This window comes from Streptomyces sp. NPDC127119 (genome assembly GCF_042677425.1).
In the GTDB taxonomy this organism is placed as follows: Bacteria; Actinomycetota; Actinomycetes; order Streptomycetales; family Streptomycetaceae; genus Streptomyces.
The window spans coordinates 35,056-55,442 of sequence record NZ_JBHXTO010000050.1 but is presented as its reverse complement, the minus strand read 5'-3'; the positions used below and the strand labels follow the sequence as shown (position 1 = coordinate 55,442).

Below are 20,387 nucleotides of genomic sequence, written 5' to 3'. Positions count from 1 at the left end.
CCGGGGGGCCGCCCCTTCTCCCCCGCCCCCCCCCCCCGCCCCCCCCGGCCCCCGCGGGGCCCCCCCCCCGCCGCGGGGCCCCGCCCCCCCCACAGGTCATGCTGCGAGAGGGTTCAGGAGGACGGTACGGACCTGGTGGCGAAGTACGGTTTGCACGTACCGCCGTCCCAGTCGGTGGCGATCTCCAGCAGGCTGGTGCCGTCCGCCGACGGCAGCAGGGCCGAGCTGTAGTTGGGGCAGTAGTCGACGACCGTCGACGAGACGGTGACGGGCGCGGGGATCTCCCGCCACGTGCCGCTGCCGCCCGCGCTGTTGACCCAGACCGTCTTGTTGTTCCCGGCGGCCACGCTGCCGTCCTTGTTGTACAGGACCTGGCCGATCAGGAAGAGCCTGCCGAGCGGATTGCCGGCCTCGGGGGACCAGGCCACGGTCGGGGCGTGCTTGAAGTACTTGCCGTCGGCCGTCTCGGGCCGGTGGCCGAGGAACGGCCCGCTCGACCAGTCCCAGCCGTCGGGCGAGGTCCGGTAGTGCACGACGCACTGGTACTGGCCGGGGGCGGCGCAGATCTCGTACGACATGAAGTAGGTGCCGTTGCCGAGCTTGCGGACGACCGCCATGCCGGGCCGGTCGGAGACCAGGGAGCTGACGACGGTGGCGTGGTGGCTCGTCCAGGTCGTGCCGTTCGAGGTGCGTGCGGCCATCAGCTTCTGGCTGTGGGCCGAGTCGGTCTCGTCCGAGTAGTGCGCGACCAGCTGCCCGGAGGCGTCGACGGAGAACTCGGGCTCCCACAGGCCCCCGGTGCTGCCCGCGGTGGCGATGGTGGACAGGTAACTCCAGGTGCGGCCCACGTCGTTGCTCCTGAAGACGCGCAACGCCATGCGGCGGTTCGTCTCGTCCTGGCCGACCGAGGCAGCCCAGAGCAGGGTGCCGGCGGGCAGGCTCCCGATGGCCCGCGGGAGTTCGAAGAGCGTGGAGCAGCACAGGCCCTGGCCGCCCGCCGCCTCCGGGTCGGCGACCGCGCCGACCTGGCGGAAGGACCCGCCCGAGTCGGTGCTCTCGTAGATGGTCCCGAGTCCGTTGTTGCCTGAGAAGGTGACCACCGACGACAGGACGCGGCCGTTGGCGCTCCCGTTGTACGCGAGACGGATGGCCCGCGGGTACAGGCCGGTGTCGTTGCGCAGTACGGTGCCGCTCGCCGCGCCGGCCGAGCCGGTCTGCGCGGTGAGCAGCGCCGCCAGGAGCGCGACCAGCGCGGAGAGGAGGGCGGCCATGCGGAGTGGGGGTATGGGGGTACGTGGTCTTGCCGACATCAGATGCTCCCAATGGGGTGGGGGTCGGATCTGTTCGGTCGGTGACGCCGAAGGCGACGTCACACAGCGAGGGGGGCGGCGAGGCGGGGGTCAGGCGCCGGGAACCAGGCGGATGACGTTCCAGGACACCGGGGCCAGCTCCGCCTCCAGTGCGCCGTCGGCCGACACCTTGGCTCCGCCGTCGGCGCGCGGGGTCACCCGGTCCGGATCGGCCTGGGTGTTGACGGCGTCCGGGTTCTGGTCGGCCAGGACGAGGTGCTCAAGGACCCGGTAGCCGGACAGCGCGCCGCGCAGCTCGGCCCGCAGGTTCAGCGACTCCTCCTGGCCGCGGTTGACGGCGAGGACGGTCACCGCGCCGCTCTCCTCGTCGTACGTCACCACCGAGTCGAGCGCCGGCACGTCACCGTGCCGCGCGGTGTCGATACGGGACCCGGTGACCTCGGTGCGCAGCACCTTGCCCGTCGCGAACCGGGCCGCCTGGGCGAACGGGTGGAAGATGGTCTGCCGCCAGCTGGGGCCGCCCGGTTCGCTGCGGATCGGGGCGATCACGTTGACGAGCTGGGCCAGGCACGCGATGGCCACCCGGTCGGCGTTGCGCAGGAGCGTGATGAGCAGCGAGCCGACGACCACGGCGTCGGTCACGCTGTAGGTGTCCTCGATCAGCCGGGGTGTCTCGGCGGTCTCCAGGTTGCGCTCGCCGACGAACCGGGCCGCGTACCAGACGTTCCACTCGTCGAACGAGAGCCTGATGTGCTTCTTGGCGCCGCGCGCGGCCCGGACGTGGTCCGCGGTGGCGACCACGTCGCGGATGTACTGGTCCATGTGCGCCCCGGAGGCCAGGAAGCTGGCGCGGTCGCCGTCGAACTCCTCGTAGTAGGCGTGCAGGGAGAGGTAGTCCACCTCGTCGTACGTCTGCTCCAGGACCTCGCGCTCCCAGGTGCCGAAGGTCGGCATGGCCGCGTTGGAGCTGCCGCAGGCGACCAGCTCGATGGACGGGTCGACCTGACGCATCGCCTTGCCGGTCTCGGCCGCGAGGCGTCCGTACTCGGTGGCCGACTTGTGGCCGGTCTGCCAGGGGCCGTCCATCTCGTTGCCCAGGCACCACAGCTTGACGTCGTGCGGCGCCGAGTAGCCGTGCTTGATCCGCAGATCGGACCAGGCGGTGCCACTGGGCTGGTTGCAGTACTCCACCAGGGCGCGGGCGGCGTCGATACCGCGTGTGCCTAGGTTGACCGCCATCATCGGGTCGAGGCCCTGCTCCTTGGCCCAGGTGAGGAACTCGTTGGTGCCCACCTGGTTGGTCTCGATGGAGCGCCAGGCCAGGTCGAGCCGGCGGGGCCGCTCGGCGGCCGGGCCGACGCCGTCCTCCCAGTGGTAGCCGGAGACGAAGTTGCCGCCGGGGTAGCGGACCAGGCCCGTACCCAGCTCCCGTACCAGGTCGGCGACGTCCGTGCGGAAACCGGCGGCGTCCGCCGAGGGGTGCTCGGGCTCGTAGATACCGGTGTAGACGCAGCGTCCCATGTGCTCGACGAACGTTCCGTACAGGCGCGGGTCCACCTCCCCGACGGTGAACTCGGGGTCGACGGTGAACCGTGCGGTGTGCGGCATGCTGGAGCCTTTCTCAGGAAGGAAAACGGTGGAACGGTGGAACTGCCCTATGTACGGGGCTACTTGAGGCCGGTTCCGGCGATGCCCTCGACGATGCGCCGCTGGAACAGCGCGAACACGGCGAGGAGCGGGATGGCACCGAGCACGGCGGAGGCCATCAACTGGGCGTAGGGGACGCCGAACACGTCCTGTACGGAGGTCAGCCCGACGGGGAGGGTCATCATCTCCGGGTCGGTGACGACCAGCAGGGGCCACAGGAAGTTGTTCCAGACCCCGACGAACACGAAGATCGTGACCGCGGAGATCACCGGCCGCGAGATGGGCATGACGATCTGCCGGTACGTGCGCAGCCAGGACGCGCCGTCGGCGCGCGCCGCGTCGATGAGTTCCCTGGGGATGCCGTCGAAGAACTGCTTGAAGACGAACACCGCGACGACGTTGGGTACTTGGGGAAGCACGACTCCCCAGTAGGTGTTGAGCAGGCCCGCCTCCTGGAGTGCCAGGAACTGCGGGATCATCAGCACCTGACCCGGGATCATGATCCCCGCGAGGAGCATCACGAACGCGACGCGGCGCGCCCGGAAGCGGGTCTGCGAGAGCGCGAAGGCGGCGAGCGAGCCGGCCACCACCGTGAGCACGGTCGTCAGGATCGAGGTGATGAAGCTGTTCGCGTACCAGTAGGGCAGCTTCCCCGCGTCGAAGATGTCCCCGTACGCGGCGAGGGTGGGGTGGGCCGTGAACCAGCTGGTGGGGTTGGTGATGACCTCCTGCGCGGGCCGGATCGAGGTGGCGAGCGCCCAGGCGAGCGGCACCAGCCACAGCAGCGAGAAGGCGACGAGGACGCCGAGGGCCACCCGGTTGAACAGACGCTCTGCGTCGTACTTCCGGCGCGGCTCGGCCACGGGGGTCTGCGGCTCGGTCACGGGCGGTGTGGCGGTGGCGGTCATGATCAGCGCTCCTTCTCGGCGCGGCGGACGAGGGCGAACCAGACGAGCGAGACCAGCAGGATCACCACGAAGAGCAGCAGCGAGACGGTCGACGCGTAGCCGACGCGGCCCTCGACGAACCCGGTGTCGTAGATGAGCTGGAGCGAGGGCCTGGTGCTTCCGTCGGGGCCGCCGTTGGTCAGCATGTAGATCTGGTCGAAGACCTTCAGGGAGGCGACGACCTGGAGGACCGTGACGAGGGTCGTGGTGCGGCCGAGCATCGGCACGACCACGTGGCGGATGCGCTGCCAGGGCCCGGCTCCGTCGATGGCCGCGGCCTCGTGCACGGACCGCGGGATGTCCTGCAGACCGGCGAGGTACAGGACGAAGTTGAAGCCGAGCGTCCACCACACGGTGGCGGCGGCGATGGAGATCATCGCCCAGTCCGGGTCACCGAGCCAGGACGGCGGGGTGTCCACGCCGACCCAGGTCGCGGCCTGCTGGGCGAGGCCCACCTGGTCGGCGTAGATGAAGGTGAACATGAGCGCGACGACCGCCGACGGCAGCACGAAGGGCGCGAAGAAGGCGAAGCGGAAGAACCAGCGTCCTCGGACGAAGCGGTCGGCGAGGATCGCCAGCACCAGACTGAGGAGCACCAGGGGGACGGTGGTCAGCACGGTGAACCACAGCGTGTTCTTGAGCGTGCGCCAGAACTCGCTGTCGCCCAGCACGGCCGAGTAGTTCGAGAGACCGGCGAAGTCGCCGAGGCCCGACTTGAGCAGGCTGGTGTCGAAGAAGCCGGCCACGACGGTGTAGATCAGCGGCCCCACCAGGAAGAGCAGATAGAACAGGGAGAAGGGCAACAGCATCCCCGGACCGGCCCAGCGGTCACCTCTGCCTCGGGCCTTGGTCGGTGCGGTTGTCGTGGCCATGGGACGGCCCTTTCAGTCAGGACATACGGGATCTCACGACGTACGGGGGCCCGATGCGGGCCGTGATGAAGACAGTGCGAGGGGTGGAGGGCGCCGGACTACACGGGCGAGGGCCGGCCGGCCAGCTCACGCAGTTCGCGCTTCATCCGGGCGGCTCCGGCCGTCGGGCTGGTGGCTCCGGTGAACACGGAGGTCACGGCGTCGCCGATGACGATCTGCAGGCTGCTGCCCGCGCCCCCGTACCAGGCGGCCGGGTCGTAGGCGGCCCCGTTGGCGGCGGCGGCGTAGTGCGACTGCGGTTCGAGGGCCTTGTAGGACGCCGATCGCTGGGTCGGCAGCCAGGCGGGGATGTGTCCGCCCTCCGCCCACAGCTCGCTCGACCCGAGCAGGGAGGCGATGAAACCGAGGGAGAGGTCGAGGCGCTGGGCCGAGTCCGAGGGCGCCTTGGGCAGGACGAGGGAGTGCGAGTCGGCGGCGCAGGCGTAGGGCGCGTCGTCGAAGATCCGCGGCAGGGGCCGCATGTCGAACTTCACCTTGGAGCCCTGGACGGTGAGGACCTGCCAGACGCCGTCCATCAGGAACCCGGCCTTGCCGGTGGTGAGCATCGTGATGGCACCCGGGCCGTCGGTGGTCGTCGGGACGACCTTCTCCTGGGTGAGCCGGCGGATGTACGCGAGGGCCTCCGCCGCGGCCTCCGTGTCGATGACGACCTTCTTGCCCTGGTCGGCGACGAGATCGCCGCCGCTGATCTGCCGGTAGAACGACCAGAAGAGCCGGAACTGCGTCGAGGCGTCCTTCACCGAGGCGATCGAACCGCCCCACTGCCCGGTCACCTCCTTCGCGGCGCGCAGGGCGTCGATGAACGCGTCGGGCCCGTCCACGTCCGTCAACCGCCCCTTGCCGTCGAGCAGTCCGGCCTTCTCGGCGATGTCGGTACGGAAGTAGAGCACGAAGGGGTGGGTGTCGAGCGGGATGGCGTACAGCTTCCCGTCCAGCTGCGACTTCTTCCACGGCCGCGGGTCGAACTTGTCCTCGGTCAGCCCGTGCCGGGCCAGATCGGCCGGCTGGATCTCGGAGAGCAGACCCGCCTCGGCGAGCGTCGGCACCTTCGACAGATGGCTGATGGCGACCTGCGGCGGGCGGTCGCCGAGCGTGGCGAGGGTGAGCTTCGTGTAGTACGGGTTGCCCCACACGAAGGTCGCCGACTTCAGGTCCGTCTTCCTGTGCCCGGCCCGGTAGGCGGCCTGCATCGCGAGCAGCCGCTCACCGTCACCGCCGGTGAAGGGATTCCAGAAGTTCAGCCGGTCCGGGGTGGGCGACCCGCCGGTGAACCCCTGCGCGAGGGTGCTGTCACAGCCGCCGAGCGCCGCGGCCGAGGCCGCGACGGCACCGAGCGACAGGGTGCCGCGCAGCAGTCGGCGCCGGGACGGAGCGGGCGGGGAGGTGTGCGGCGTGCGGTCCCGCATGGGCATGCGTCCTTCCACGGCGGAAAACTCAAGGAATACAACGTTGGAATGGGCGATCGAACCGATCCGCTCGGTCACTGGGTCCAGGCGGTTACAACGTTGTATCCCCGGGGAAATGTGGCGTCAACACTTCTGCACGAACTTCCTGTTCGACGGGCTGTCGACGCCATATCGGTTTATATCGCCCAACTGGTAAGCGAAGCCATTACAACGTTGGAACATGGCTTACGCTGAGCAGCGCACCGGACCGACACGCGTGACGGAGCAACGCGGAAGGCGGCCGTCGGTCGCCGGCCGTCGGCCGGAAGGAAGTCGGGGGAGGGAGGGGCGACCACCATGGCAGGTGCACGCCTCAAGGACGTCGCCGAGCGCGCGGGCGTATCGATCAAGACCGTCTCGAACGTCGTGCGGGGCGAGGTCCGGGTCGCGGAACAGACCCGGGAACGGGTGCTGCGCGCCATAGCCGAACTCGACTACCAGCCCAACGCCTCCGCACGCCATCTGCGCACCGGCCGCAGCGGCATCATCGCGCTGGCCGTGCCCGAACTGGTCGCCCCCTACTTCGCGGAACTCGCCGCCGAGGTCATCGCGGCAGCCAAGAAGCGCGGCTGCACGGTCCTCATCGAGGACACCGGGGGAGACCCCGCCGAGGAACTGCGCATCGCCTGCGGACTCAGCGACCCCCTCATCGACGGCGTGCTGCTCAGCCCGCTCTGCCTCGACGAGACGATGCTCGCCAACCGCGAGCGCCGCGTCCCCCTCGTCCTGCTGGGCGAGCAGTCGTACAAGATCCCGGCCGACCACGTACTGATCGACAACTCCGCGGCGGCGCGCGAGGCGACCGAGCACCTGCTCCAGCTCGGCCGGCGGCGCATCGGAGTCATCGGCCAGCCCTCGGACCGGGCCCATGCCACGACCGTGCAGCGCATGCACGGCTTCCTGACCGCGCTGCACGCCGCCGGGGTGCCGCACGACCCCCGACTCGTCCCGGACACCGGCGAGTTCACCCGTGCCGACGGAGCCGCCGCCATGCGGATCCTGCTCGCCCTGGACGAGCCCCCGGATGCCGTCTTCTGCTTCAGCGACCTGCTCGCCTCCGGCGCGGTGCGCACCGCGCACGAACACGGCCTGCGCGTGCCGCAGGACCTGGCGGTCGTGGGCTTCGACGACATCCAGGAGACCCGCTACAGCGTCCCGTCGCTGACCACCGTGTCACCGGACAAACGCGAGATCGCCGAACTGGCCGTGGACGCCGTGCTGCACAGGATCACCACGGACGCGGAGGCCCCTCACACACGACTCATCGCGGGGTACGAACTGGTCGTACGGGAAAGCACGCGGACGCCGGAAGCGGAGTGACGGGCGGGGCATGGCCCCTGGACGGCTCCCGTCGGCCGCCCGGGGTGCGGTGCGTGGGCATGCTAGCGTCGCGATTCCCGTCCGCCGCGGCCTGGTGAGCCGCTGCGACAGAGCGAAGGGGGCCCGCAGGTGAACGCGCATCCCGGTGCCGCGGAAGCCGGCCGTCCGGCGGTGATCCTCTTCGACCTCGGCAACGTCCTGTTCAGCGACCCCTGGGAGTCCTTGCTGCTGACCCCGGGCGCGGGGCTCGGGGACCGTCTGGGGCTCGACCGGTCCGCCGTACTGGCGGCGGGCCGCCACTGCTGGCGCACGTTCAGTGTGCGCGAGGCCGATGAGGCGGAGTACTGGAGCGAACTGTCCCGGCAGTTGGGCTGCGACATCCCCGCCCAGCTGGTCAAGGAGCTGGAGGAGGAGCTGCTGCTGGCGAACCCCGCCGCCGGAGCACTGCTCGCCGCGGCCTCCGCCGACGGAGTCCGGCCGGTGGGCATCGCCTCCAACAACACGTCCTTCTGGTACGCGAAGCAGGCGGACCGGCTGCGTCTGGACCGGTGGATCGACCCGGGACTGGTCTTCCTCTCCAGCGGGCTCGGCGTCTCCAAGAGCACACCCGGGCGGGGCCTTCTGGAGATCGCCGCGGAGCACGTCCGCCCGTCCGCCACCTTGTTCGTGGAGGACCGCGGGGCCAACCTGGCACGTGCCCGGGGGCTGGGTTTCCGCACCGTCGAGTACGCGTTCAAGGACGAGTCCGCTGGCGAAGCCCGTCACGACTCCGGTGACGAGTCCCGTCACGAGTCCAGCGGCATGTCCGGTGTGTCGGTCGCGGAGTTGCTGGACACAATCACAGGGTGACCGATCCATCCCCGCCAACTCCTGCCCCACGCAAGGCGATTCCCGTCGTACGGCCCACTTCCGCCGCTCCGGGCCCCGCGGATCATGCCGCTCTGACGGCGCTGCTCGCGGAGTACAACTCGCTGCGTTCGGAGAGTCTGCAGGCGATCAGCAACCGCATCCAGATCATGAACTTCGCGTTCACCTCCCTCGCGGTCGTCACCGCCGCCATGATCACCTCCGATCTGCCCCGGGGCTTCCTGATCCCGGCCTGTCTGTTCTTCGTCCCGGGAGCCGCGAAGGCGAGCCTGCTGATCTGGCTGGGGGAGTACCACCGCTCCCAGCGGGCCGGTCAGGGCGTCGCGGCGGTCGAGCGCCGGATCAACAGCCTTCTGGGCACGGGAGACGTCCTCAGCTGGGAATCCCGGCTCGTCTCCTCCGGTACGCACATGGGGTACCCGTACATCGCCACCGCGGTGTTCATCCTCAGCACCGGCGTGCTCGCCCAGAGCCTCGGCGGCTACTTCCTGGTCGGACGGCTGGAGCCCAGCCCGACCCTCCGGGACGACCTCGCCGTCGTGGGCGGCGTACTCCTCTACGCCGTACTGTGCGAGACGCTCTTCCTGCGGTTCTTCATCCGCCGCTGGCGGGCGATCCGCAGCGCCACCCACAGCGGTTAGGGCCGCCCTGGAACACAGGAGGCCTTGCGGCTCAGGGAGCCTTGCGCCAGACATGGATCTCCGTGCCCGGTTGGCGTGCGGAGAAGAGGCCCGTCGGGGACGTCGTCCGCAGCAGGCGGCGTACGTCGTCCTCGAAATCGTCCCGGCCGGCGCCGAACAGGTGCGGGGCCGAGAACGACATCGAGAAGACGCCCGCGACGACGTCGTCACTCGTGCGCTCCAGAGCCTGTCCGCCGGGGACGACATGCCGCTGGGGGCCGGTGAATCCCGCCCGGTCGAACACCGCCGCCTCGCCACCGGGGGGCCCGTGCGGCAGCAGCCCCTGGCCGGCGCGGCGGACCGGCCCGAGATAGCCGCCCACCAGCTCTTCCAGGGCCGCGTACGGCACCGGCGGATGCGGCAGGCCGTCGGTGCTCCGGGTCTCCGTCTTCAGGTCGGAGATGTGCACCAGTGCCCCGCCGGGCCGGAGCATGTCCCTTACGGTGGCCGCCACCAGGTCGCGGTCCATCCAGTGGAAGGACTGGGCGAAGGCCGCGACGCTGAACGTCCCGAGTCCGGCGGGCAGTTCCTCGGCCCGGGCCCGCACCCACCGCGTCTTCCCGCCCACCCCGCGCTCGGCGGCCTCCCGGGCGGCCTCGGTGATCATCCCGTTGTCCGGGTCCACGCCGACGACCTCGCCGAACAGGTCCACCAGGCCCAGGGCGACGGTGCCGGGTCCGCAGCCCACGTCGAGGAGGCGTCCCCGCCCGTCGAGTTCCAGGATCCCGGCGAGCGCGTCCGCCAGCCCGGGGGCGTACGGGAGTCTGCCCCGCTGGTAGTGGGCGGCCGTGCCGAGGAACAGGGTGTCGTCCCACTTCCACTCCGGGCTGGAGGTCATGTCTGTCCCTCGCCGTTCACGGAGATCACGGTCCTGTCGGGTGTGTCCGGTCTGTCCGTCGGATCGATGATTTCACGGGTCCGGTGCGGCTACCGTTCATCGGCCCGCGAGGTGAGGGCGAAGGCCAGCAGGGCGGTGGTGGTGAAGTCCAGTGAGGGCTCCACGGTCTGCCAGGCGCCCACGTCGTCCAGGTAGCGCGCGCCCTTGCCGTCGAAGTCGCGCCAAGCCCCTTCGGGCGGGGCGGCCGTGCACTTCTTCATCGTGGGAAAGCTGTTCAACTCCTCCAGTTTCGCGGCGGCGTTGGGGCCGTTGACGACCGCTCCCCGCAGGATGGCGCCCTTGCCGTCGAGGCTGCCTCCGAGGTTCGCCAACTGGTGTTCGGGGCAGTGCGGATAGACCTCACCCGCGCCGATCATGAAGCTGGTTCCCCAGGGGTTGGCGCCGAGGGCCCAGCCGCGCTGCCGGCCGGCGAAGGCCGCGTACTCCGTGTCCCCGGTGGCCCTCGCGTAGAGGCGGGCCGTTGCCACCAGCCCGAAGGTGTGCGGGACGGCGTCGAAGTCGTCGTAGACGGCACCGGCCCCGAACGGGTCGTCCCCGGCGCGGTCGACCCCGTCCTCCAGCTGACGCCGCAGATCCTCATACAGGTCCGCCGCCGCGATCCCGTGCGTCCGCCCGCCGTCCAGGACGGTGGCCAGGTCCACGTGGGCCAGGGCGCTGACATCCGCGACGCCCAGCGTGCCCTGGACGTCGGAACGCAGATACGCCCCGGCCCAGCGGGCCGCGTCGTCGGTCCAGTCGCCCTCCCGGTCGTCCCCGAGCTCCCGTGCGGCCAGGGCGAGTTCGGCGCCGCCGAACTCCATGTCGTCCTGCCAGGAGTCCTCGGGATAGAAGTTCCCCGGGATCGCGGTGAGGGGCGGCTCGTCGGGGTCGGGTGCGGTGTCGGCCAGGGCGTAGACGGCGGCGGCCTTCTCCAGCCACTCCTGGGCCTGCTCGGGGTCCGTGCCGGCCGCGCGCTGTGCGGCGAGGGCGAAGGCCGCGGCCACCCGGCCCGCCAGACTGGCGCTGACCCCCTCGCCCGGCTCGGCCGCGCGGAAGACCGGCCGGTGCTTGATCGTGTAGTCAGGGTCACCGGGCGACACATCGAGCCGGTCGTCGGCCTCCGGAAGCCGCCACACGTCGTGATCCGTCCGTACGGCGTCGTTGCCCGCCCCGATGCCGACCTGTACGTAGAGGGTCTCGTTGTCCCCGTCCCACATCTTGTCCAGCCAGGCCAGGCCGTGCGAGGCCTCGTCGGACAGCTCTGTCATCCCGGGCACGTCACGTTGCGCGAGCAGGAGTTCGGCCACCGAGTAGGAGGTGGTGCCGGTGAACTTGAGGAAATCCCCCGCGTCGAACCACCCGCCCGAGACGTCGACCCGCTCACCGGCCGGAGTCAGCTCCTCGTCGAGCAGTTCGGTGCCCTCCTCGTCGTACTCCGGCGGTTCGTAGACCGTCGCGTCCTCGTCGGCCAGATGGGACGGGCCGTGCCGCAGCGCACTCCGGGGGCCGTCGGTGAGGACATCGGCCCCGTCGCGCTGCGCCTGCAGGAAGCGGACGTTGTCGCGCACGAGCGGGGTCATCAGAGCGCGGGCCCCGGCCACCCGGAAGGCGGGCGAGCGGCCGGCCGCGCTCCCGGTCAGGACGATGCGGTAGGTGCCGGGCGTGTTCAGCGCGGAGAGGTCGATGGTGCGTACCGAGGGGTACTTGGCGTTCCAGCGGCCGGTGACGGCTCCGAGCCTCCCCGCCGTGACCACGTCGTCGTTCCCGGCGTCGACGACCTTGAAGCGCGCTCCCGCGAGTGCTGCCGCGGGCCCCATGACGTAGGCCCTTTTCGCCTCGCCGCGCGCGTAGCCGACCTGGTCGACCCTGATGGCCACCTCGGTGGAGCCCGGCCCGTCGCCGCCGAAGGGCAGACCGTGCAGGCTCGCGGCGAGGAGCAGGGTGCCGAGTCCCGCGGCTGCGGCGACCAGCAGCCGGGGGGTGCGCGGAGAGTTCATGCGTCCACCCTGCCGGAGCCTTCATGAGATGAAGATGAGGACGGGTGGGGGAGGTCTCCGTCGTCGGACGAGGACCGACCGCGGGTCAGGCGTCGGCGGGGACCGTGCCCGAGCCGGAACCCGTGTCGCTCCCGGTGCTCCCGGTGTCGGCCGACGGGGGCCCCGCGGTAAGGGAGTTGAGGATCGAGCGGGCCTTGTCGATGTCGAGGTCCTTCTCCCATGTGCCGATCACGATGGTGGCGACCGCGTTGCCGAGGACTTCGATGAAGACGCGGCCCTCGTTGAGGATGCGGTCGCTGCCGACGATCAGGGAGAGGGCGGCGAGCGGGATGTGGCCCACCGCGGTGACGGTGCCGGCGAGCACGACGAACGCCCCGCTCGCGATGCCGACGGCGCCCTTGCTGGTGAGCACCATGACGCCCACCATGATCAGCTGCTGCTGCCACGACAGATCGATGCCCATGGTCTGCGCCAGGAACAGGGACGTGGTGCGGACGTGAAATGCGGGACGGGGACGGGAACGGTTACGGGGTCGAGGGCGTCCGGGGCGGGTGTTCCGGCAGCCGGAGTTCGGCGATCAGGCCGCCGCCGGGTGCGTCCGCGAGGTGGGCGGTGCCGTGGTGCAGCTCGGCGACCCAGCGGACGATGGCGAGGCCTGCGCCTGTGCCCGGGACGGCCGCCGTTTCCGGGACCGGCACGGTTCCGGGCCCGCTTGCGGCAGGTGGTGCCGACCCGGCGCCGGGAGCCCCGGTGACGCCCCGGGCGAAGACGCGCTCCCGGTCCGCGAGAGGTACGCCCACTCCATGGTCGCGGACCTGTACGAGCCCCGGAGCCACGGTGACCTCCACCGGAGCCCCGGCCGGACCCCCGTGCCGCTGAGCGTTCTCCACCAGGTTCCGTACCGCTTGGGCCAGCAGGTCGGGGTCTCCCAGCACGACCACCGCTTCCTCGGAGGTCACCGTGACACTCCCGTGGTCGGGCAGCTCCTCGACCGTGGTCTCCACCAGCTGATCGAGGCGCAGGGGCACCAGCTCGACCTGCTGCGTACCGGCTTCCGTACGGGCCCGGCTCAGCAGGCCGGTGACCAGGCGACTCAGCCGGTCCACCATCCGTAGCGTCTGGTCGGAGGAACCGTCCCGCTCCGCCACCAGCCGCAACGTCGCCAGCGGTGTGCGCAGTTCGTGCGCGGCCTCGGCCAGGAACTGTTCCTGCCGGCCCAGCGCGACGAGGGCGGGACGCATCGCCCTGCCGGACAGCAGATGGCCGACGGCCGCCGCGCAGCACACCAGGGCCGTACAGCCGAGGGCCAGCCAGCGGACGAGGAGGTCGTGATCGTGTTCGCTGCGCGCCAGTGCCGTGCCGACCAGTACGGCCGCGCCGATCCGGTCGCCGTCCCAGACGGGAGCCGCGGCCCACCTCAGACGCTCGCCCTCCTCTGAGGGGGCGCTGACGGAGACGGTCTCCTGCTCCTCCAGGACGTCCCGCCAGACATGGTCGAGCCAGTCCTCCCGGGGAAGCGCCGTGCGGGCGGGAACGACGTTCCACACCGACGGTGACTCTCCCGGAGCGACCTCCAGGACGGCCAACACCTCGGCGCTCCGGGCGAGTTCGTCCTCGCGCAGCGGCTCCAGATGCAACGCCCCGTCGTCGAACCAGACCGCCCGCGACAGACCGACCGCCCGGCTGCCGACCTCGTGGTCGAGGCCGGACCGGCGGGACTCGGCATCGATGCGGACGGCGACCGTGGCGAGTACGACGAGACAGGCCGCGGTCGTCCCGGCGAACAGCAGCGTCATGGACCGACGGGTACGCCGCAGCCGGGCGACGGCGGGCGACGCGGAGGAGGTGGAGGGCGTGGCCGCCGGGCGGCGCGGGCGTATCACGTCCGCGTCCCTGTGGCCTGTTCCCGGTCCGCGCCGTCCAGCCGGTAGCCGACGCCGCGTACCGTCCCGATCGGGTCGGGCGGGCCGAGCCGGCGTCGGAGCTGGCCGATCAGGACGTCCACCACGTTGGACATCGGCTCGCTCGCCTCGTCCCAGCAGCTCTCGATCAGCTCGGTGCGCGTGACCACCTGGCCCGCGCGCAGCATCAGCACCTCCAGCACCGCGAACTCCTTGGCGGAGAGGCTGAGCAGCACCCCGGCGCGGGACACACGGCGTCTGGGCAGATCCATCTCAAGGTCGCCCGCCCGCAGGACCGGCAACCGCGCGGGCTGCTCCCTGCGGCACAGCGCCCGCACCCTTACGACCAGTTCGGCGAAGGCGAACGGCTTGACCAGGTAGTCGTCCGCGCCGTGCTCGAAGCCGGCCACCCGGTCACTCACCGCGTCCAGCGCCGTCAGCAGCAGGAAGGGCAGCGCCGAACCCCTGCGCCGGTGTGCGGCGAGCAGGGTGAGCGAGTCGCCGTCCGGGACCGAGCGGTCGGCCACGACACAGTCGTAGCCGTTCACCGCGAGTTTCAGGTCGGCCTCGGCCAGCGTCCGTGCGAGGTCCACGGCGAACCCCGCCTCGCGCAGTCGAGCCGCGACGACGGGCCCCAGATCGGGATCGTCCTCCAAGACCAGTACGCGCATGACCTGGAGCTTAGACGCTGTCGATGACAGGCCCACGGCGGCCCCGGCCCGCGTACCCGAGCGTAGGTGTGCAGGTCGGCGCCCCGTAAAGTGCGTTCCTGTTGCCCCTCCCGACACCCGTTCATGAGCTCCATCCCGAGACCCGCCGCCGAATTCCGAGGTACCGAGCAGTGATCCCCGCGCGACCTGGACCGCAGCCCGCCGCCACCGCTGTCACCGTCGTCGGGATCGGGGCGGACGGCTGGGAAGGCCTGCCGGGCCCCTCCCGTACGGCACTTCGCGACGCCGAGGTCCTGATCGGGGGAGCGCGCCAGCTGGACCTGCTGCCGCCGGAGTGCGCCGGGGAACGGATCACCTGGCCCTCGCCCCTGCGCCCCGCCGTCCCCGGCCTCCTCGCCACGCACTCCGGCCGCCGGATCGCCGTGCTGGCCAGCGGCGACCCGATGTTCTACGGCATCGGACGCGCCCTCACCGAGGTGCTCGACGAGACGCCCGACGCCGAACGCGGCGCACTGCGCGTCCTGCCCCACCCCTCCTCCGTCTCCCATGCCGCCGCGCGCCTCGGCTGGCCCGTGGAGGACGTCGAGGTCGTCACCCTCGTCGGCCGGCCCGCCGCCCGCCTCGCCGCCGCCCTGCACGACGGCCGACGGCTCCTCGTGCTCAGCGCGGACGCCACCACCCCCGCCGAGGTCGCCGCCCTGCTGCGCGACCGCGGCTTCGGCCCCAGCCGGATGCGGGTGCTGGAACAACTCGGCGGCGCGAAGGAACGTACGACGGCCGAGGCGACCGCCGACGACTGGGCGCACCCGTCCGGTGACCCCCTCAACATCGTCGCCGTCGAGTGCCGGCGAGCCCCGGACGCCCTGCGGCTCGGCGCCGTACCGGGGCTGCCGGACGAGGCGTACGAGCACGACGGACAGCTCACCAAGCGGCACATCCGCGCCGCCACGCTCGGCACGCTCGCCCCCGCACCCGGCGAGCTGCTGTGGGACATCGGCGGCGGCTCGGGCTCGATCGCGATCGAGTGGATGCGTACGCACCCCTCGTGCCGGGCGGTCACCGTCGAACGCGACCCGGTACGGGCCGAGCGCATCGCCCGCAACGCCGACCGGCTCGGCGTACCCGCGCTGCGGGTCGTCACCGGTGCAGCGCCCGCCGTCCTGGCCGAACTCCCGCCGCCCGACGCCGTGTTCATCGGCGGCGGGCTCACCGCGCCCGGCCTCCTCGACGCGTGCTGGGAGGCGCTGCCCGCGGGCGGACGGCTGGTCGCCAACACCGTGACCCTGGAGTCGGAGGCACTGCTCGCCGACGCCTACCGGAGCCACGGCGGCGAACTGGTACGGCTCGCGGTGGCGCACGCCGTGCCGGTGGGCGGTTTCACCGGCTGGCGGCAGGCGATGCCGGTGACCCAGTGGGCCGTACAGAAACCTCTCCAGACGCCCGTGCGGAAGACGTCCGCCGAGTCCGCCGCAGCCGATGATTCCGCAGGAGCAGACAGATGACCGTGTACTTCATCGGCGCCGGACCCGGTGCCGCCGACCTGATCACGGTGCGCGGCGCCCGTACGCTCGCCGCCTGCCACGTCTGCCTGTACGCGGGCAGCCTGGTCCCGCGTGAACTGCTGGCCGAATGCCCGCCGGACGCCCGGCTGATCGACACCGCGCAGCTCAACCTCGACGAGATCACCGCCGAGACGGTCCGCGCGCACGAGGAGGGGCACGACGTGGCGCGGCTGCACTCCGGGGACCCGTCGGTGTTCAGCGCGATGGCCGAGCAGATGCGGCGTCTCGACGCGGCCGGGGTGCCGTACGAGGTCGTCCCCGGAGTCCCCGCCTTCGCCGCGGCTGCCGCCGCCCTCAAGCGGGAACTGACCGTGCCGACCGTCGGCCAGACCGTCATCCTCACCCGCGTCGCCCACAGCGCCACCGCCATGCCGGAGGGGGAGGACCTGGCCACCCTCGGCCGCAGCGGCGCGCTCATCGTGCTGCACCTCGCCGCCCGGTACGCGGACCGGGTCGTCGACGAGCTGCTTCCGCACTACGGCGCCGACTGCCCCGCCGCGGTCGTCGCCTACGCCTCCCGGCCCGACGAGCTGGTCATCCGCGGCAGGCTGGACGAGATCGCCGGGCAGGTGAAGGAGGCCGGCGTGCTGCGGACCGCCGTCATCATGGTCGGGCGGACCCTGGGCGCGGAGCAGTTCCGCGACAGCCACCTGTACTCGGCCGAGCGGGACCGTCATAACTGCTGATGCCGGATGAGCACGCGCCGGCCATGTGCGGCGCTCACGCCACCGTGCTGCGCCCCACCACCGTGCCCGCCCGGTCGATGCAGATCACGTCGACCGCGACCGGCGCCCCGCGCAGCACGGCCAGCGCCTCGTCACGGGCGGTCGTCGCGACCAGCTCGCCCAGCGGCACCCCGGCCGCCATGCACAGCTGGAGCGCGGCCAGCCCGGTGTTCGCCCCGGCCACCTCGGTGACCAGCGACTCGCCCGCCCCGCCGCGCCGGGCGAGTTCGGCGAGGAACCCCTTGTCGACCTGGGAGCGGGCGGAGTGCAGGTCCAGATGTCCCGCGGCCAGCTTGGACAGCTTGGCGAAGCCGCCGCAGATGGTCAGCCGGTCGACGGGATGCCGGCGGATGTACTTGAGCACCGCGCCCGCGAAGTCACCCATGTCGAGCAAGGAGTCCTCGGGGAGCCGGTACTCGGCGACGACCGTCTTCTCCGACGTCGACCCGGTGCACCCGGCGACATGCGTACGCCCCGCCGCGCGTGCCACGTCCACACCCCGCCGGATCGAGTCGATCCAGGCCGAGCACGAGTACGGGACCACGATGCCCGTGGTGCCGAGGATGGACAGGCCGCCCAGGATGCCGAGCCGCGGGTTCCAGGTGGAGCGGGCGATCTCCTCGCCGTGGTCGACGGAGACGGTGATCTCGACGTCGCCGGTGCCGCCGTGCCGGGCCGCGACCTCGGCGACGTGCTCGCTCATCATCCGGCGGGGGACCGGGTTGACGGCGGGCTCACCGACGGCCAGGGGCAGCCCAGGACGGGTGACCGTGCCCACGCCGGGGCCCGCCCGGAAGACCACCCCGGCGCCCACGGGAAGCCGCCGGACCGTGGCCCGTACCAGCGCGCCGTGCGTGACATCGGGATCGTCACCCGCGTCCTTCACGATCCCCACCATCGCGTACGTGTCCGTCAGCTCCTCGGCCGCGAGCGCGAACGACGGCGTCTGCCCCCTGGGCAGCGTGATGGTCACCGGGTCGGGAAACTCCCCGGTCAGCAGCGCGGTGTACGCGGCCGTCGTCGCCGCGGTCGCACAGGCGCCGGTGGTCCAGCCGGGCCGCAGCCCGGTGTGCTTGAGTTGGGCCCCGCGCCCGCCCTTCGCCTCGCCGACACCGACACCGGCACTGGCGCCCGCACCAGCACTGGCACCCTGCTCTTCGCTGTTCATGAACGGACCCGGATCTCCATGCACGTACTGATACTCGGCGGAACGACCGAAGCCCGACAGCTGGCCGGGCTACTGCACGGTACCCCCGGCCTGGAACTGACGAGTTCCCTGGCGGGGCGGGTCGCCAGCCCTCGGCTGCCCCCGGGCGAGGTCCGCGTGGGCGGTTTCGGCGGAGCCGAGGGGATGGCCGCGTGGCTGCGCGAGCACGCGGTGGACGCACTCATCGACGCCACCCACCCCTTCGCCGGAACGATCAGCTTCAACGCGGCGAGCGCCGCCGCCACCGCCCATGTTCCCCTGCTCGCGCTGCGCCGCCCCGGCTGGACCCCGGTCGAGGGCGACGACTGGCACGAGGCCGCTTCGCTGGAGGAGGCGGCGCGGCTGCTGCCCGGACTCGGCCGACGGGTCTTCCTCACGACCGGCCGCATGGGCCTGGCCACGTTCGCGCACCTGGACGACCTGTGGTTCCTCGTCCGGTCCGTCGACGCCCCGGAGCCCCCGTGTCCCGCCCGCATGGAGGTGCTGCTGGACCGGGGCCCCTTCACCCTCGACGGCGAGCGTGACCTGTTGCGCCACCACCGGATCGACGCCCTGGTGACCAAGGACAGCGGAGGCAGTGCCACGGCACCGAAACTGACGGCGGCACGAGAGGCGGGAGTCCCGGTGGTGGTGGTCCGCAGGCCGCCGACCCCAGAGGGCGTCCAGGTGGCCACCGACCCCGAGTCGGCGGCCCACTGGGTCAGGATGAGGCGCGCCCCGTAAGAGGCGCGGGGAACTGCGCGCCCAGCCACGACGCACCCGCAGCCGACTCACCACACCGAGCCGGCTGCACCGCGGCCAAGGCTCATCCCTCCGGATACCGCCGGGGAGTCCAGACGATCTCCTCGGAACCCCCGCGCCGCACGGCAACCCGAGTCTGCGAGGACCCGACCAGCAGCACCGTCCGCATGTCGACCTCAGCCGGGTCCAGGTCGACGAGCCGCACGATCCGTACGCGCTCGCCCGCGCCGCCCACGTCCCGGGCGACCACGACCGGCGTGTCCGGGGCCCGGTGCTCAAGCAGCAGCTCGCGGGCCTTGCCCACCTGCCAGGTACGGCTCTGCGAGCCGGGGTTGTACAGCGCCAGCACCAGATCCGCCGAGGCCGCCGCGCGCAGCCGCTCGGCGATGACCTCCCACGGCTTGAGCCGGTCGGACAGGGAGATGGTGGCGTAGTCGTGGCCGAGGGGTGCGCCCGCGCGGGCGGCGGCGGCGTTGGCCGCGGTCACCCCCGGCAGCACCCGCACCGGGACGTCCTCGTACTCCTTCTGCGAGGCGGCCTCCAGCACGGCGGTCGCCATCGCGAAGACGCCCGGGTCGCCGCCGGAGACGACGGCCACCCGCCGCCCCCGCCGGGCCAGTTGGAGCGCGAACTCGGCGCGCTCGGCCTCCACCCGGTTGTCCGAGCCGTGCCGGAGCTGCCCGGCCCGCTCCGGTACCCGGTCGAGGTAGGTGGTGTAGCCGACCAGGTCGTCGGCGGCGGCGAGGGCGCCCCGCGTCTCGGGGGTCAGCCACAGCGGTCCGGCGGGCCCGGTGCCGACCACGACGACCTCGCCCTGCTCCCGTACGGGCCGCTCGGCGTCGACCCGGCTGGGCAGCACGGCCACCGAGAAGTACGGCACCGACTCCGGGTCCACGTCGGCCAGTCCGGCGACGCGCTCCCCGTCCATGGTGGCCCGCTCGACGTACCGGGCCTCGTCCAGCCGCCCCGAACTCTCCAGCGCGCGCCGCACCTTGGGGAACGTACGGCCCAGTTTCATCACCACGGCCACGTCCGTCGCGGCGAGCCGCGCGGTCAGCTCCTCCTCGGGCAGGGTGCCCGGCAGGATGGTCAGCACCTCCTCGCCCTCGGCGAGCGGGGTGCCGAGGCGGGCCGCGGCGGCGGACACGGATGTGACACCGGGGACGACCTCGGTGTCGTAACGGTCGACGAGCCGCTTGTGCATGTGCATGTACGAGCCGTAGAACAGCGGATCGCCCTCGGCGAGGACCGCCACCGTGCGCCCCGCGTCGAGATGCGCGGCGAGCCGGGCCGACGCCTCGGCGTAGAACTCGTCCATGGCGCCCTGGTAGCCGCCGGGGTGATCGGTGGTCTCCACCGTGAGCGGATAGACCAGCCGCTCCTCGATGTGGTCCTCGCGTATGTGCTTCGCCGCGATCGAGCGGGCGATGGACCGCCCGTGCCGGGCACTGTGGTAGGCGATCACGTCCGCCTCGGCGATGACCTCGACGGCCCGCACGGTCATCAGGGACGGGTCGCCGGGGCCGAGCCCGACCCCGTACAGCTTGCCGGTCATGCC

General features: G+C 71.9%; 18 protein-coding genes. 6 read left to right on the top strand and 12 right to left on the bottom strand.

All coding sequences use genetic code 11. From position 1 onward, the window contains the following. Positions 1 to 113 precede the first annotated feature (113 nt). The 5 genes from ACFVH5_RS22060 to ACFVH5_RS22040 form a co-directional block, all read right to left on the bottom strand. A complete protein-coding gene (locus ACFVH5_RS22060) occupies positions 114 to 1,271 on the bottom strand; it encodes an exo-alpha-sialidase (protein ID WP_385835312.1) in 1,158 nt (385 codons plus the stop codon). Between the two features lie 129 nt (positions 1,272 to 1,400). Continuing rightward, positions 1,401 to 2,918 (bottom strand): alpha-N-arabinofuranosidase, encoded by a 1,518-nt coding sequence (locus ACFVH5_RS22055; RefSeq protein WP_385835311.1) that lies wholly within the window; start codon positions 2,916 to 2,918, stop codon positions 1,401 to 1,403. A gap of 59 nt (positions 2,919 to 2,977) precedes the next feature. Next, entirely contained in the window at positions 2,978 to 3,865 is an 888-nt protein-coding gene (locus tag ACFVH5_RS22050; RefSeq protein ID WP_385835310.1) for a carbohydrate ABC transporter permease, read from the bottom strand. 2 nt (positions 3,866 to 3,867) lie between these two features. After that, a complete protein-coding gene (locus tag ACFVH5_RS22045) occupies positions 3,868 to 4,776 on the bottom strand; it encodes a carbohydrate ABC transporter permease (protein ID WP_384805433.1) in 909 nt (302 codons plus the stop codon). A gap of 98 nt (positions 4,777 to 4,874) precedes the next feature. Then, positions 4,875 to 6,242 (bottom strand): extracellular solute-binding protein, encoded by a 1,368-nt coding sequence (locus tag ACFVH5_RS22040; protein WP_385835309.1) that lies wholly within the window; start codon positions 6,240 to 6,242, stop codon positions 4,875 to 4,877. A 336-nt stretch (positions 6,243 to 6,578) separates the two neighbouring features. Here ACFVH5_RS22040 and ACFVH5_RS22035 point away from each other — a divergent pair, with 336 nt between their 5' ends. The 3 genes from ACFVH5_RS22035 (at position 6,579) to ACFVH5_RS22025 (ending at position 9,109) form a co-directional block, all read left to right on the top strand. Beyond that, positions 6,579 to 7,601, top strand: a complete 1,023-nt coding sequence (locus tag ACFVH5_RS22035) for a LacI family DNA-binding transcriptional regulator (RefSeq protein WP_385835308.1) — start codon at positions 6,579 to 6,581, stop codon at positions 7,599 to 7,601. A gap of 129 nt (positions 7,602 to 7,730) precedes the next feature. After that, positions 7,731 to 8,450, top strand: coding sequence for an HAD family hydrolase (locus ACFVH5_RS22030; RefSeq protein WP_385835307.1), 720 nt, complete (start codon positions 7,731 to 7,733; stop codon positions 8,448 to 8,450). After that, a complete protein-coding gene (locus ACFVH5_RS22025; protein WP_385835306.1) occupies positions 8,447 to 9,109 on the top strand; it encodes a hypothetical protein in 663 nt (220 codons plus the stop codon). The genes ACFVH5_RS22030 and ACFVH5_RS22025 overlap by 4 nt, the downstream gene beginning before the upstream one ends. A gap of 31 nt (positions 9,110 to 9,140) precedes the next feature. On the opposite strand, the gene ACFVH5_RS22020 is transcribed toward ACFVH5_RS22025, so the two are convergent. The 5 genes from ACFVH5_RS22020 to ACFVH5_RS22000 form a co-directional block, all read right to left on the bottom strand. Further along, entirely contained in the window at positions 9,141 to 9,986 is an 846-nt protein-coding gene (locus tag ACFVH5_RS22020; RefSeq protein WP_385835305.1) for a class I SAM-dependent methyltransferase, read from the bottom strand. An 89-nt stretch (positions 9,987 to 10,075) separates the two neighbouring features. Next, a complete protein-coding gene (locus ACFVH5_RS22015) occupies positions 10,076 to 12,022 on the bottom strand; it encodes a glycoside hydrolase family 9 protein (RefSeq protein WP_385835303.1) in 1,947 nt (648 codons plus the stop codon). Positions 12,023 to 12,107: 85 nt separating this feature from the next. Then, a complete protein-coding gene (locus ACFVH5_RS22010) occupies positions 12,108 to 12,503 on the bottom strand; it encodes a cation:dicarboxylate symporter family transporter (protein ID WP_385835315.1) in 396 nt (131 codons plus the stop codon). A 43-nt stretch (positions 12,504 to 12,546) separates the two neighbouring features. Further along, on the bottom strand, positions 12,547 to 13,905 hold the full coding sequence (locus ACFVH5_RS22005; protein ID WP_385835302.1) for a sensor histidine kinase: 1,359 nt from the start codon (positions 13,903 to 13,905) through the stop codon (positions 12,547 to 12,549). Continuing rightward, positions 13,902 to 14,594, bottom strand: coding sequence for a winged helix-turn-helix domain-containing protein (locus tag ACFVH5_RS22000; RefSeq protein ID WP_385835301.1), 693 nt, complete (start codon positions 14,592 to 14,594; stop codon positions 13,902 to 13,904). Before ACFVH5_RS22000 ends, ACFVH5_RS22005 begins: the two co-directional genes overlap by 4 nt. Positions 14,595 to 14,764: 170 nt before the next feature. On the opposite strand from ACFVH5_RS22000, the gene cbiE reads away from it, so the two are divergent. Together cbiE and cobM are read left to right on the top strand one after the other, a co-directional pair. Continuing rightward, a complete protein-coding gene (cbiE, locus tag ACFVH5_RS21995) occupies positions 14,765 to 16,096 on the top strand; it encodes a precorrin-6y C5,15-methyltransferase (decarboxylating) subunit CbiE (RefSeq protein WP_385835300.1) in 1,332 nt (443 codons plus the stop codon). Then, a complete protein-coding gene (cobM, locus tag ACFVH5_RS21990) occupies positions 16,093 to 16,842 on the top strand; it encodes a precorrin-4 C(11)-methyltransferase (RefSeq protein WP_385835299.1) in 750 nt (249 codons plus the stop codon). The genes cbiE and cobM overlap by 4 nt, the downstream gene beginning before the upstream one ends. Before the next feature lie 34 nt (positions 16,843 to 16,876). Here the strand turns inward: cobM and ACFVH5_RS21985 are convergent, their stop codons facing one another. Continuing rightward, entirely contained in the window at positions 16,877 to 18,049 is a 1,173-nt protein-coding gene (locus ACFVH5_RS21985; protein WP_385835297.1) for a cobalt-precorrin-5B (C(1))-methyltransferase, read from the bottom strand. An 18-nt stretch (positions 18,050 to 18,067) separates the two neighbouring features. On the opposite strand from ACFVH5_RS21985, the gene ACFVH5_RS21980 reads away from it, so the two are divergent. Continuing rightward, positions 18,068 to 18,811 carry a cobalt-precorrin-6A reductase gene (locus tag ACFVH5_RS21980; RefSeq protein WP_385835296.1) on the top strand — a complete coding sequence of 248 codons (744 nt, stop codon included), beginning with the start codon at positions 18,068 to 18,070 and terminating at the stop codon, positions 18,809 to 18,811. Between the two features lie 82 nt (positions 18,812 to 18,893). Here the strand turns inward: ACFVH5_RS21980 and ACFVH5_RS21975 are convergent, their stop codons facing one another. Beyond that, positions 18,894 to 20,384, bottom strand: a complete 1,491-nt coding sequence (locus tag ACFVH5_RS21975; RefSeq protein WP_385835314.1) for a precorrin-2 C(20)-methyltransferase — start codon at positions 20,382 to 20,384, stop codon at positions 18,894 to 18,896. Between the last annotated feature and the right edge of the window lie 3 nt (positions 20,385 to 20,387).